The organism is Algibacter sp. (genome assembly GCF_049667265.1).
GTDB lineage: Bacteria > Bacteroidota > Bacteroidia > Flavobacteriales > Flavobacteriaceae > Algibacter_B.
In genome coordinates this window covers 1-13,081 of sequence record NZ_JBATHX010000178.1, presented here as the reverse complement: position 1 = coordinate 13,081, position 13,081 = coordinate 1, and the positions used below count along the sequence as shown (strand labels likewise).

13 protein-coding genes and 1 tRNA gene are annotated in these 13,081 nt (G+C 33.2%); 10 read left to right on the top strand and 4 right to left on the bottom strand.

The annotated features are described in order from the left end of the window. The 8 genes from WBN21_RS06580 to WBN21_RS06545 form a co-directional block, all read left to right on the top strand. Window positions 1-877, top strand: an 877-nt coding sequence (locus WBN21_RS06580) for an FtsW/RodA/SpoVE family cell cycle protein (RefSeq protein ID WP_424198615.1), incomplete at its 5' end; no start/stop codon positions are given. Beyond that, window positions 878-1,969 carry an undecaprenyldiphospho-muramoylpentapeptide beta-N-acetylglucosaminyltransferase gene (murG, locus tag WBN21_RS06575; RefSeq protein ID WP_424198613.1) on the top strand — a complete coding sequence of 364 codons (1,092 nt, stop codon included), beginning with the start codon at window positions 878-880 and terminating at the stop codon, window positions 1,967-1,969. It abuts the gene before it with no gap. Between the two features lie 4 nt (window positions 1,970-1,973). Continuing rightward, complete coding sequence (murC, locus tag WBN21_RS06570) at window positions 1,974-3,326, top strand: UDP-N-acetylmuramate--L-alanine ligase (RefSeq protein ID WP_424198611.1); 1,353 nt, start codon at window positions 1,974-1,976, stop codon at window positions 3,324-3,326. Window positions 3,327-3,342: 16 nt separating this feature from the next. After that, window positions 3,343-4,035 (top strand): cell division protein FtsQ/DivIB, encoded by a 693-nt coding sequence (locus WBN21_RS06565; RefSeq protein WP_424198609.1) that lies wholly within the window; start codon window positions 3,343-3,345, stop codon window positions 4,033-4,035. A 3-nt stretch (window positions 4,036-4,038) separates the two neighbouring features. Further along, the gene (ftsA, locus tag WBN21_RS06560; protein WP_424198607.1) at window positions 4,039-5,352 is read left to right on the top strand and encodes a cell division protein FtsA; all 1,314 of its coding nucleotides are present in this window, start codon (window positions 4,039-4,041) and stop codon (window positions 5,350-5,352) included. 55 nt (window positions 5,353-5,407) lie between these two features. Continuing rightward, on the top strand, window positions 5,408-7,396 hold the full coding sequence (gene ftsZ / locus WBN21_RS06555) for a cell division protein FtsZ (protein WP_424198605.1): 1,989 nt from the start codon (window positions 5,408-5,410) through the stop codon (window positions 7,394-7,396). A 191-nt stretch (window positions 7,397-7,587) separates the two neighbouring features. Next, complete coding sequence (locus WBN21_RS06550) at window positions 7,588-8,037, top strand: GatB/YqeY domain-containing protein (protein ID WP_424198603.1); 450 nt, start codon at window positions 7,588-7,590, stop codon at window positions 8,035-8,037. A gap of 89 nt (window positions 8,038-8,126) precedes the next feature. Continuing rightward, window positions 8,127-8,200: transfer RNA gene (locus WBN21_RS06545), tRNA-Arg, on the top strand. 77 nt (window positions 8,201-8,277) lie between these two features. On the opposite strand, the gene WBN21_RS06540 is transcribed toward WBN21_RS06545, so the two are convergent. Beyond that, window positions 8,278-8,988, bottom strand: a complete 711-nt coding sequence (locus WBN21_RS06540) for a ribonuclease activity regulator RraA (RefSeq protein ID WP_424198601.1) — start codon at window positions 8,986-8,988, stop codon at window positions 8,278-8,280. Window positions 8,989-9,341: 353 nt separating this feature from the next. On the opposite strand from WBN21_RS06540, the gene WBN21_RS06535 reads away from it, so the two are divergent. Both WBN21_RS06535 and WBN21_RS06530 read left to right on the top strand, forming a co-directional pair. Then, entirely contained in the window at window positions 9,342-9,761 is a 420-nt protein-coding gene (locus WBN21_RS06535; RefSeq protein ID WP_424198599.1) for a CBS domain-containing protein, read from the top strand. 92 nt (window positions 9,762-9,853) lie between these two features. Beyond that, window positions 9,854-10,270 carry an HPP family protein gene (locus WBN21_RS06530; RefSeq protein WP_424198597.1) on the top strand — a complete coding sequence of 139 codons (417 nt, stop codon included), beginning with the start codon at window positions 9,854-9,856 and terminating at the stop codon, window positions 10,268-10,270. On the opposite strand, the gene rpe is transcribed toward WBN21_RS06530, so the two are convergent. The 3 genes from rpe to WBN21_RS06515 form a co-directional block, all read right to left on the bottom strand. Then, window positions 10,267-10,929: a ribulose-phosphate 3-epimerase gene (gene rpe, locus WBN21_RS06525; protein ID WP_424198595.1), complete on the bottom strand. Its 663-nt coding sequence runs from the start codon at window positions 10,927-10,929 to the stop codon at window positions 10,267-10,269. The genes WBN21_RS06530 and rpe overlap by 4 nt on opposite strands. Window positions 10,930-10,976: 47 nt before the next feature. Next, on the bottom strand, window positions 10,977-11,387 hold the full coding sequence (locus WBN21_RS06520; RefSeq protein ID WP_424198593.1) for a BLUF domain-containing protein: 411 nt from the start codon (window positions 11,385-11,387) through the stop codon (window positions 10,977-10,979). A 328-nt stretch (window positions 11,388-11,715) separates the two neighbouring features. Then, window positions 11,716-12,579 (bottom strand): sigma-70 family RNA polymerase sigma factor, encoded by an 864-nt coding sequence (locus tag WBN21_RS06515; protein WP_072402889.1) that lies wholly within the window; start codon window positions 12,577-12,579, stop codon window positions 11,716-11,718. Window positions 12,580-13,081 lie beyond the last annotated feature (502 nt).

The following is a 13,081-nucleotide window of genomic DNA, read 5'->3' as shown; positions in this document are numbered from 1 at the left end:
ATGGATTCAAATACCATTTGTGGGAATGTCATTTCAAACATCCACTTTGGCAGCCGTTGTTCTCATGGTTTATGTGGCAAGGTACATGTCGAAAATTAAGGATGAAATTGTAACCTTTAAAGCATCTATTTTACCGCTTTGGATTCCTGTTTTTTTTGTACTAATTCTTATTCTTCCTGCTAATTTTTCAACAGCAGCAATCATGTTTTTAATGGTTGTAATGTTGGTTTTTCTTGGCGGGTATCCTTTACGCTATTTAGCGGTTATAATTGGTTCTGGAATATTGGTTTTAGTATTGTTTGTATTGATTGCAAAAGCCTTTCCAGATGCGATGCCAAATAGAATTGATACCTGGATGGGAAGAATTGAAAGTTTTTCAAACCCTGAAGATACTGAGGCAGATTATCAGATAGAGAAAGCAAAAATAGCCATTGCTACAGGTCAAATTTGGGGTGTAGGTCCGGGGAAAAGTATGCAAAAGAATTTTTTACCGCAATCATCATCCGATTTCATTTTTGCGATTATTATTGAAGAATATGGCTTGTTAGGAGGGGCTGTAATCATGATTTTATATCTCTGGTTGCTTTTCAGAATTGTGATCGTTGCTCAGAAATCAGATACCATTTTTGGGAAACTTCTAGTGTTAGGAGTTGGTCTACCGATTGTATTTCAAGCATTAATAAATATGGCTGTTGCGGTTGAGTTATTCCCAGTTACTGGCCAAACATTACCGCTTATTAGTAGTGGAGGAACTTCTATTTGGATGACGTGTTTAGCCATAGGGATCATATTAAGTGTTAGTGCAAAAAGAGAAGAGATAAAAGAGCAAGAAATAAATGAAGATAATCCATTAGAAATACTTTCAGAAGCGTTGTAAATGAGTCATTATAAAATCATATTATCTGGAGGAGGAACAGGAGGTCATATCTATCCTGCCATCGCTATTGCAAACGAGTTAAAATCTCGTTTTCCAGATGCTGAGTTTCTATTTGTTGGAGCTAGTGATAGAATGGAAATGGAAAAAGTACCTCAAGCTGGATATGATATAAAAGGTTTATGGATTTCTGGAATTCAGCGAAAGCTTACTTTAAAGAACTTAAGTTTTCCCTTTAAAGTAACCAGTAGTCTTTTGAACGCCTATAAAATTATTAAGTCATTTAAGCCCGATGTGGCTATTGGAACGGGAGGTTTTGCAAGTGGTCCATTATTGCATGTAGCAGCTTTAAAAAATATTCCAACTTTAATTCAAGAACAAAATTCTTATCCAGGAATTACAAATAAATTATTATCAAAAAAGGCCAAAAAAATATGTGTGGCCTATGATGGTTTGGAGCGCTTTTTTCCGAAGGATAAAATTATTAAAACAGGAAACCCTGTACGACAAGGGTTGTTGGATGTGGAATCAAAAGTTGATGAGGCTAAAAAGTTTTTTGATTTACAACCTAATAAATTAACGCTGCTAATTATTGGAGGAAGTTTAGGTGCCAGAAGGGTTAATCAGCTAATTGAAAAAAAATTAGATTTTTTTGATATGCAAAATATTCAAATAATATGGCAATGTGGAAAGCTGTATTATCAGCAATATAAAATTCATGGTAACACAAAAAGTATCCACGTATTTGAATTCTTAAATAATATGGATTTGGCTTATGCTGCGGCTGACATTGTGATTTCAAGGGCAGGAGCAAGTTCTGTTTCAGAATTATGCATAGTTGGTAAACCGGTAATTTTTATCCCATCGCCAAATGTGGCGGAAGATCACCAAACAAAAAATGCCATGTCTATTGTGAATGAAAATGCGGCAATAATGATAAAAGAAGAAGATTTGGATGCCGATTTTGAAAATAAGTTTACACAATTACTGAATTCGCCTGAAAAGCAAAAAACATTAGGAGCGAACATAAAAAAATTAGCGTTAACAAACGCAACAAAAGATATAGCTGACGAAGTAGAAAAACTTTTGAAATAGAATAATGAATTTAAAAAACATACATAACGTCTTTTTTATAGGTATTGGTGGGATTGGCATGAGTGCTTTGGCGCGTTATTTTCATGCGAATAAAAAAGATGTTGCTGGTTATGATAAAACACAAACTGATATTACTGATAGTTTGGAGGCATTGGGTGTTGATGTTCATTTTTCAGATGCTGTTGCTAATATAAAATCAAAATTTCAAAATATTGAAAACACATTGGTTGTGTATACGCCAGCTATTCCAAAGGATTCTCAATTGTTAAACTATTTTATGAATAATGGGTTTCAGGTCTTAAAACGCTCTCAGATCCTTGGTTTAATAACTGAAAATACATTTTGTTTGGCAGTTGCTGGAACACACGGAAAAACAACCACTACTAGTATTTTAGGACATTTAATGCATGAGTGTCAGGTGCCTTTAACGGCATTTTTAGGAGGGATTAGTGAAAACTATAATTCTAATTTAATATTAAAAGGAACGGAGGTTTCTGTAGTTGAAGCAGATGAGTTTGATCGTTCGTTTTTAACGTTATCGCCAGACTTTGCTTGTGTTACTTCAATGGATGCTGATCATTTAGATATTTATGGTGATGCTTCAGAATTGAAAAAATCTTTCATAGACTTTTCAAAAAGAATTAAACCTAACGGCAAGTTGTTTGTTAAAAATGGATTACCGTTAAAGGGGATTACCTATGGCATTGAAGACGATTCAGATTACAATATTCAAAATATAAAAATAGAAAACGGTACATATGTTTTTGATGTCAAAACACCAAAAACGGTACTTGAAAATTTACAATTTAACCTGCCTGGTAGACATAATTTGTCGAATGCATTAATAGCCTTGGCGATGGCTGTAGAATACGGTTGCCCATACCAACAGCTCGCCAATGCTTTAGCATCATACAAAGGAGTTAAACGCAGGTTTACGTATCATATTAAAACTGACGATTTGGTGTTTATTGATGATTACGCGCACCATCCGGAAGAAATAAATGCTGTACATCAGGCGGTAAGAGAAATGTATCCAGAAAAAAAGGTGTTGGCTATTTTTCAGCCACATTTATTTAGCCGAACTCGAGATTTTGCTGATGATTTTGCTAAAAGTTTATCGCAGTTTGATGAACTTATTTTGTTAGAGATTTATCCAGCTAGGGAAATGCCAATGGAAGGTGTTACTTCAAAGTGGCTGCTAGACAAAGTAAATAATAAAAACAAGCAGTTGGTGGGTAAATCAGACTTACTAGCTAAAATACACGAAAGTAGTGCTCAGGTTATTATAACTATTGGTGCTGGTGATATTGGAGAAGAAGTAAAACGAATTAAAAAAGAATTTAGCGTTGCGAGTTAATTGGAATTACATAAAAATGATTGTATTGCTAGGCTTAGTGGTCTTTCTGTTTGCATTTTCATCATCAAGAAATGCACATAGAAATTTATCAGCACCACATGTTAAATTCATTGGAGAAAACAATCTTTTTATAACAAATGAGACTGTTAGTAAATTGTTAATACAAAATTACGGTGGTGTTAAAAACATGCCTAAAGAAACTTTAGTTTTGAATGAATTAGAAAATACCCTCAAATCTAATCCAATGATAAAAACTGCAGAAGTGTATGTTGCTGTAAATGGCACACTTAACGCAGAAATAGAGCAAAAAACGCCTATTGCAAGGATAAGTACAAATGCGTCTTATTACATTGATGATGAAGGATTATACATGCCATTGTCAAAAAATTATTCCGCAAGAGTACCATTGGTTACTGGTTATATTGAAAAAAATAATTTAAAAAACGTTTATAAAATAGCACGAAAAATTAATGAAGATGAGTTTTTGAAAAAACATGTTTTTGAGATTCATCAAGATATTAATAAAGAGCTTTATTTAAGACTTAGAAAATGTGATTTTTTAGTAAAGTTAGGTAATGAAGATTTTTTAGATAAAAAAATTAATAACCTAAAGGCATTTTATAAAAAAAATCAAAAAGATAACACCTTGAACAATTACAGTAAAGTGAATTTACAGTTTGAAAACCAAGTAATATGTACCAAAAATTAGACTATGGAGCATAATTTAGCAGTAGGATTAGACATAGGAACCACAAAAATTGTGGCTATGATTGGTCGTAAGAATGAATACGGGAAAGTCGAGATTTTAGGTATTGGTAAATCTAAAAGTTTGGGTGTGCACCGCGGTGTTGTAAATAATATAACGCAAACTATCCAGTCTATTCAACAAGCCGTTCAGGAAGCTGAAATTGCTGCAGATATGAAGATTGATGAGGTAACGGTAGGTATAGCAGGACAGCACATTCGTAGCTTACAACATAGTGATTACATAACCCGCTCGAATTCTGAAACGGTTATTGATGAGGATGATATTGATAGGTTAATTAATCAGGTTCATAAATTGGTTATGCTTCCTGGAGAAGAAATTATTCATGTTTTGCCGCAGGAGTATAAAGTTGATGGTCAAGCTGAAATTAAAGAGCCTATAGGCATGTATGGAGGTCGTTTGGAAGCAAATTTCCATGTGGTTGTTGGGCAAGTATCATCCATTAGAAATATTGGACGATGTGTACAAAGTTCTGGGTTGAATTTAGAAGGTATCACTTTAGAACCTTTAGCATCAGCAAATGCTGTATTGAGTCAAGAAGAAAAAGAAGCTGGTGTAGCATTAATTGATATAGGTGGTGGAACTACCGATTTAGCTATTTTCAGAGACGGTATTATTCGTCATACAGCAGTTATTCCTTTCGGAGGAAATGTGATTACTGAAGATATAAAAGAAGGTTGCTCAATTATTGAAAAGCAAGCAGAATTATTGAAAATTAAATTTGGTTCTGCATGGCCTGGGGAAAATAAGGATAACGAGATTGTATCTATTCCTGGATTAAGAGGAAGAGAGCCAAAAGAAATTACCTTAAAAAATCTATCAAAAATTATTCATGCGCGTGTTGTTGAAATCGTAGAGCAAGTGTATGTTGAAATAAAAAATTACGGACACGAAGAGCAAAAGAAAAAGCTAATAGCTGGGATTGTTTTAACTGGTGGAGGTGCGCAATTAAAACATTTAAAGCAATTAGTAGAATATATAACAGGAATGGATACCAGAATAGGTTATCCTAATGAGCATTTAGCTGGCAATAGTGATGATGATGTTACAAGCCCACTATTCGCAACGGCAGTAGGTTTGGTGTTAGATGGTTTAAAACGCCAAGAAAGAAAGAAAATTGAATTGCAAGAAGAGCAAATTAATAACGAGGCAGAATCTGCTATTGAAGAAGAAACAAAAGAACCACCTGTTAAGGAAAGACGCTCTTTCCTAGATAAATTAACAGAGCGCGTTAAAGATTTTTTAGATAACGCGGAGTAATTAAAACCATTGAATTAAAAATATTAAGTACAAAATCCCCAAAAAACAGAATTTTATGAGCAGCAAAAAAGAATTCGAAACAAGTATTTCATTTGATTTACCCAAAAATCAATCTAATGTTATAAAAGTCATAGGTGTTGGTGGCGGTGGTAGCAATGCCATAAATCACATGTTTCAACAAGGTATTAAAGGCGTTGATTTTTATGTCTGTAATACAGATGCCCAAGCTTTGCAAAATAGTGGTGTCCCAAACAAAATCCAATTAGGCTTAAATTTAACCGAAGGGTTAGGTGCAGGAGCAAACCCAGATATCGGTGAGCAATCGGCTGTTGAGAGTTTTGATGATATTTCTCAAATGCTAGATTCTAATACCAAAATGGTATTTATTACTGCTGGAATGGGCGGCGGAACTGGAACAGGAGCTGCGCCAATTATTGCTAAAATGGCTAAAGATTTAGACATTTTAACAGTAGGTATTGTAACCATGCCTTTTCAGTTTGAAGGTAGAATGCGTATTGAGCAATCTCAAAAAGGGATAGAAAAATTAAGAAATGTAGTAGATTCTTTAATTGTAATTAACAACAACAAACTTCGTGAAGTTTATGGAAACCTTGGGTTTAAGGCAGGTTTTTCTAAAGCAGATGAAGTGTTATCAACCGCTGCTCGTGGTATAGCTGAAGTTATTACACATCACTACACACAAAATATTGATTTACGTGATGCTAAAACGGTTTTAAGTAATAGTGGAACTGCCATTATGGGATCGGCGTTATCTTCAGGTAAAAATCGTGCTCAGGAGGCAATTCGCAAGGCGCTTGATTCTCCTTTGTTAAATGATAATAAAATTACAGGTGCTAAAAATGTTTTACTGTTAATCGTTTCTGGTGTTCAAGAAATAACTATTGATGAAATAGGAGAAATTAATGATCATATACAAAATGAAGCTGGCCATGGCGCAAATATCATTATGGGTGTTGGTGAAGATGAATCTTTAGAGGAGTCTATCGCAGTTACTATTATTGCAACTGGTTTTAATATTGAACAACAAGATGAAATTTCTAACACGGAAACTAAAAAAGTAGTACACTCTTTAAGTGACGATAAAGAATTAGAAGCAAAAGTAAAAGTTAAGGAGCCTGTTGTTATCGAGCCAATTATTGTGTTAGAAGAAAAGAAAGAAACACCAATTGTGCGTCATACTTTAGATATTGAACCTGAAGAAACTGTTATTTTTTCAAAAAAGGAACCAGTTAAAAAAGTAGAAGAGGAATTTAAATTAATACCAACTTCAGAAATCATAAAAAACATCAATGTTGTTTATGATGAAGTAAGCGCTGCTATTTCTAACCTTGAAGAAGAAGATGACTTTATTATCAAGCCAGTAACTAGAATGATTGCTGATATTGAAGATGTTCAAGATATTGAAGTCATTTCAGACTATATTGAAGAAGAGCAACAAATCACTTTAACTTTCGATTTGCCGTTGTCAAATTCAAATGAAGTTGAAGAAGAAATGGATGATGATATTTCTTATGATTTAACAGATGATGTAAAAGATATAGCGGTTAATGATTACGTTGAATTAATTACGGTTAATGAGACTAACGAAAAAGGTGATATTAGATATGCTTTGGATGATTATATTGAAGTAGAATCTTCAATGAATAAAACTCAAAAAACTTCAAAAGAAGTATTAGAAGAAGTTGATGAAGAGGTGGTTTTTGAAAGAAAGATGGTTGCAAAACCTTCTTTAAAAGAAGAAAGTGCAGAGGAAATTGACCCAATGGATAGTCCGATTTCTGAATTGCTAAAAGAACGTGCTGAAGAACGCAGACGTAAAATGAAAGACTTTAATTATAAGTTTAATAATGCCAAAATTGACGATATAGAAAAAATACCAGCTTACAGACGTCAAGGTATTGATTTAAACGATGCAAAGCATTCATCTGAAACCGATATGTCAAGAACAAGTATTGGTGTTGATGATAATGATGATATTCAATTAAGAAGTAATAACTCATTTCTACACGATAACGTAGACTAGTTATTACTAATTTAACCTAGTGTGTTATTTAATGACCCGAAAAGTTCCCTCAATTTTTCGGGTTTTTTATTTAGTAATATTTAGTCATTCCATCGAATGAGGGAATCTTTTTTTATTTCTTTTTCTTCATACTTCTAACTTTGTACTTCCAACTTTTCTTTATCTTCGCATTCAGTTAAAATTATAAAATTATGAGTTTACAACAAGAAGTAATGACAGCTTTAAAAGCAGCTATGAAATCAAAAGATCAAACAGCTTTAACAGCATTACGTGCGGTAAAATCGGCTATTTTATTGGCTCAGACTGAAAGTGGTGCGAAAGAAGAATTAACAGAAGAGCAAGAGCTTAAATTACTTCAAAAGTTAGTTAAGCAGCGTAAAGATAGTGCGGCCATTTATTTGGAACAGGACAGAAAGGATTTAGCCTTACCTGAAATTGATGAGGCAGAAGTAATTAGTCAGTTTTTGCCAGAAGCATTAACCGATGAGGAAATTGAAAAAGTAGTTGTAGCCACCATAGATCAAGTAGGAGCAGAAGGCATGAAAGATATGGGGAAAGTTATGGGGATGGTAAGTAAAGAATTAGCAGGACAAGCTGATGGTAAAACCATTTCAAATATTGTAAAGGCAAAATTGTCTTAAAATATTCACATTTTTGTGCGAAGCAAAACAATTAATAATTTAGTTTTGAATATTGAATATTGAATATTGAATATTGAATATTGAAAAATGGCCTCGTAGTTCAACTGGATAGAATATCAGATTTCGGCTCTGATGGTTGGAGGTTCGAACCCTCTCGAGGTCACGAATATAAAAAAGACTTTGCTGTTAAATTCAAGTTTGCTTGAATTTGTAAGCAAAGTCTTTTTGTTTTCAAAAGCACTAGTGTTCTTTTAATGCTTTCCAATTTTCAAAATCTTTAATATTGTCTTCAGAAGTTAAAGGGTATAAACCAATAATTGGTCTACCTTCCATAACTTTCTCCGTAACGTAAGCTTCATATAATTCCATTTTGCTTGCCTCTTCAGCCACTTTGTCGGCTACGTGTGCAGGGATTACCATAACCCCATCGTCATCACCAACTATAACATCTCCAGGAAAAACGGCTACATCTCCACAGCCAATAGGAACATTAATATCTAATGCTTGATTCAGCGTTAAATTTGTAGGAGCCGAAGGTGTTTTGTGAAAAGAAGGGAAGGGTAATTTTGCTATAATGCCTGAGTCTCTAAATCCGCCATCTGTAACTACGCCAGCTGCACCGCGAACCATGAGTCTGGTTATTAAAATTGATCCTGCTGAAGCCGCTCTGGCAGACTTCCTACTGTCCATAACTAAAACGGATCCTTCAGGACATTGTTCTACCGCAACACGCTGTGGATGCTTTGGGTCTCTAAATACGGTGATAGGATTTAAGTCTTCTCTGGCGGGGATATAACGAAGGGTATACGCTTCTCCAACCATATTTGGTTTTCCGTACGCCAATGGTTTAACATCTTGAATAAATTGATTTTTAAAGCCTAATTTAAATAATATGGTTGCTATTGTGGGCGTGCTTGTTTTTAATAACTGAGCTTTGGTTGATGATGTCATATTTAAAAGGAGTTTTAAAATTCATAATATTAACTAATATAAAAATAAACAATTATGTTGTTACATTATATAAAATGGATTTAACCACGGGACAAAATCATTTATATTTAGTGTAGCATATTATATAACAAGTTACTTAGTTTAACAATCATTTGCTTAAAGTACTCAGTTATCAGATGTTGCCTTAGAAGATTTTTTTAAGTCTTATCTTGAACCTTAGTGTTAATTATAAAGAGAAATAATAGTTCTACTTTGGTTTTAAGGGTAATTAATTCTTCTCCATGACTTTTATCATGGTTTTTCAGTGTTTAGTTTAATAATTTTAGAGTAACTAAATTTTAAAAATTAATGTCATGATAAAAAAAGCGCCAATTTCAATGATAATGACTGAGGATGTCATCACATTAAAAAAAACAGATAAATTAGAAACAGCAGAGCACTTATTTAAACGTCATAAAATTAGACATATTCCTGTAGTTGATGGCAAAAAAATTATTGGGATGTTAAGTTATTCAGACCTCCTACGTTTAAGTTTTGCCGATATGACTGACAGCGACGACAGTTCGGCTGATGAATTGGTTTATAATATGTTTAGTATAGAACAAGTTATGAAAAATAGTGTTGTAAGCGTATCTTCCTCAAATTCAATAAAAGAAGTAGCAGAAATTCTATCAACAAAAGAATTTCATGCGTTGCCTGTGGTTGATAATAATAAGCTTGTTGGTATAGTAACTACAACAGACCTTATAAAATACCTGTTATTGCAGTTTTAAATCAATTTTTTAATCTCGTTTAATTTCTAATAATTGATAAATTTCATTTAATAGTGATGTAATTTTAGTAAAGAATTTAAAACCTAAAAATTATGAGACAGCAAATTCCAATTTCTGAAATAATGACCAAAAACATTATTGCAATTACGCCTAGTGAAGATTTAGAAAGAGCTGAAGTTTTGTTTAAAAGGCATAAAATTAAACATATTCCGGTAATGGCTAATGGTGTTATAATAGGCATGCTAAGTTTTACTGATTTAATGCGGATTAGTTTTTCTGAAACCTCAGATGATACGGATTCTGTTGATTCTGTAGTATATAATTCCTTTACAATTGAGCAAGTAATGGCGAAAGATGTTGTAACCGTTAGAAGTAATGCTTCAATAAAAGAGGTTGCTAGAATTTTGGCAGAAAGAGGTTTTCATGCATTACCAATTGTGGATAATGGAGAATTGGTAGGTATTGTATCGTCTACCGATTTATTATACTATTTGGAAAAACTACTTTAAGAATTGGCTAAAGCTTTTAAATCTTTTATGGTTTCGGGCTGGTTAGAACTTTTAAAAACATAGCTACCTGCTACTAGAACATCTGCGCCAGCATCAACAAGTTGTTTTGCGTTTTTGTTGGTCACACCACCATCAATTTCAATTTTGGTTGATGCGCCTTTTCTTGTAATTAAGGCTTTAAGTTGTTCTACCTTGTTATAAGTGTTTTCAATAAAACTCTGGCCTCCAAAACCAGGATTAACACTCATAATACAAACTAAATCAATATCATTTATGGTGTCTTCTAATAAACTAACATTTGTATGCGGATTCAAGGCAACACCAGCTTTCATACCTTCAGCTTTTATAGCCTGAAGCGTGCGATGTAAATGTGTACAAGCCTCATAGTGTACGGTTAAAATATTACTTCCTAATTCAGCAAAAGTTTTAATGTATCTGTCAGGGTCTACAATCATTAAATGCACATCAATAGTTTTATTAGCATGTTTACTAATAGCTTTTAAAACTGGCATACCAAATGAAATATTTGGAACAAAAACACCATCCATAATATCAATATGAAACCAATCGGCATCACTTTTATTAACCATTTCTATATCGCGTTGAAGGTTAGCAAAATCGGCTGCCAGTATGGAGGGTGCTATTAATTTAGAATTCATTGTTTTTTGTTAAAATATGATACAAAAGTAAATATTTTAGAAGCTATTTAGCTAATGATACCTATAAAATTTTCCACCATCAAAATAACCTTATTTGCTATTTTATTATCGGCATGTTTTAACCAGTTAAGATAGTCGTTTAATTCATTAAATTCTTGACTGCTCTTTATAATTGAAAACCCAAAATTATAATCTTCAAATATCCGTTGTTCTATAGTATTGTTAATTACTTTTATAATATTTCTATGTCTCGAGTCATTTCTAATTTTCTCATAAGTTTTGTCAACCTGCTCTTCATGACCTTCAAGTACTTGTAAAAAGTTGCCATTCTGATATATTAAAATACCAGTAATATTTAGCTTTAAATTGTTTTGTTTCGCCTTGGTGTAAATTTTTTTTACATTTTCTAATGACTCATATTCTCGAGAGTCACTTATGTAGCAAATGGTTTTTAGCATATGAGGGTTTTTTTGGTTGGTTTCGCTAAGGTAAAAAGATGTTTTGGTTATTACGAATAATTTCGCTGTCGTTTCTAGAATTACATAAAGCTATAAGTTAGAACTGAATTTGGCTTATAGGTGCGTTAGGGATTGAAGTGGATAGCCCACAGCTTTTGCACCTTAGCGCAGAAGCGAGGACTTGTAACAGAAAGCCCGACCCTTGTGGTAACGCCCAAAAAATAAACCCGCGGTAATCAGCCGCGGGTTCTTTCATCAATCAAAAAACGAACAGTTATTTTGTAACTGTTGTTACTGTAATTTAGTCGTAATTATTATCTAAAAATTACTATCCTAAATAGGTTTTTAATATTTTACTTCTAGACGTATGTTTTAATCTACGAATAGCTTTTTCTTTAATTTGTCTAACACGCTCACGAGTTAAATCGAAAGTTTCACCAATTTCTTCTAAAGTCATTGGGTGTTGGTTTCCTAAACCAAAGTATAAACGAATAACATCAGCCTCACGAGGTGTTAAAGTTTCCAACGCACGTTCAATTTCTGTACGTAAAGATTCGTGTAATAATTCACGATCTGGGTTTGGAGACTCACCAGAGTTTAATACATCGTATAAGTTAGAATCTTCACCTTCTACTAAAGGCGCATCCATACTTACGTGACGTCCAGAGTTTTTCATAGACTCCTTAACATCGTTAATTGTCATATCCAACTCTTTTGCAATTTCTTCAGCAGAAGGCGGACGCTCATGACTTTGCTCTAAAAAAGCAAACGTTTTATTAATTTTGTTAATAGAACCAATTTTGTTTAAAGGTAAACGTACAATACGCGATTGTTCAGCTAATGCTTGAAGAATCGATTGACGAATCCACCAAACAGCATACGATATAAATTTAAAACCACGCGTTTCATCAAAACGTTGTGCAGCTTTAATTAAACCTAAATTACCTTCATTTATTAAATCTGGTAAAGTAAGCCCTTGGTTTTGGTATTGTTTAGCAACAGATACTACGAAACGTAAATTAGCCTTTGTCAACTTCTCTAAAGCTAACTGATCGCCAGCCTTAATACGTTGAGCTAATTCAACTTCCTCGTCGGCTGTAATTAAATCAACCTTACCAATTTCCTGTAGATATTTATCTAACGATGCGGTTTCTCTATTAGTAACCTGCTTCGTAATTTTAAGTTGTCTCATCTAATGTTGTCCTGAATTTAATTGTGAATAAATAGGTCGTTCAATAGTTATACGTAATCAATACTCATTTTGTTACAAAAAAGTTCAAATATTTTTTACTTCTCTAGTTTTTAGACTCTTAATCTACTAAAAAGTCACTATTGTTTAATAATTTGGGCATTCCCCAAGGGTCGGGTTTTCCGTTACAAGTTCTCGCATCTCCTGCGTAGGGCTATGGGCTTTTATTCATGGTTTTCTATTTTATATTAATGAATTCATGAACATGAATGTTTCACTTCAATCCCTAATGCGCTCACCCATAAGGTCTACTCAAAATCAAACCAAAATCAGAATTTCACTTTTTTTATTTACAATAACTAAGCGCATAGAAACACGTATTTATAATACAAAAAACTATTAATTTTTTTAATTTCTATATATTGCACTCATTAAAAGCCTAAATAACCTATTTATGAAAAATATTGTTCTATTAATAATCTGCATGTTATGTGCGGAATCTTCA

Excerpts from the sequence above, each read along its gene's own strand:
- murC (WP_424198611.1), top strand. The coding sequence starts at position 1,974 with ATGAATTTAAAAAACATACATAACGTCTTTTTTATAGGTATTGGTGGG.
- WBN21_RS06535 (WP_424198599.1), top strand. The coding sequence starts at position 9,342 with ATGATAAAAAAAGCGCCAATTTCAATGATAATGACTGAGGATGTCATC.
- WBN21_RS06515 (WP_072402889.1), bottom strand. The coding sequence starts at position 12,579 with ATGAGACAACTTAAAATTACGAAGCAGGTTACTAATAGAGAAACCGCA.
- ftsA (WP_424198607.1), top strand. The coding sequence starts at position 4,039 with ATGGAGCATAATTTAGCAGTAGGATTAGACATAGGAACCACAAAAATT.
- murG (WP_424198613.1), top strand. The coding sequence starts at position 878 with ATGAGTCATTATAAAATCATATTATCTGGAGGAGGAACAGGAGGTCAT.
- WBN21_RS06520 (WP_424198593.1), bottom strand. The coding sequence starts at position 11,387 with ATGCTAAAAACCATTTGCTACATAAGTGACTCTCGAGAATATGAGTCA.
- rpe (WP_424198595.1), bottom strand. The coding sequence starts at position 10,929 with ATGAATTCTAAATTAATAGCACCCTCCATACTGGCAGCCGATTTTGCT.
- WBN21_RS06565 (WP_424198609.1), top strand. The coding sequence starts at position 3,343 with ATGATTGTATTGCTAGGCTTAGTGGTCTTTCTGTTTGCATTTTCATCA.
- WBN21_RS06550 (WP_424198603.1), top strand. The coding sequence starts at position 7,588 with ATGAGTTTACAACAAGAAGTAATGACAGCTTTAAAAGCAGCTATGAAA.
- ftsZ (WP_424198605.1), top strand. The coding sequence starts at position 5,408 with ATGAGCAGCAAAAAAGAATTCGAAACAAGTATTTCATTTGATTTACCC.
- WBN21_RS06540 (WP_424198601.1), bottom strand. The coding sequence starts at position 8,988 with ATGACATCATCAACCAAAGCTCAGTTATTAAAAACAAGCACGCCCACA.
- WBN21_RS06530 (WP_424198597.1), top strand. The coding sequence starts at position 9,854 with ATGAGACAGCAAATTCCAATTTCTGAAATAATGACCAAAAACATTATT.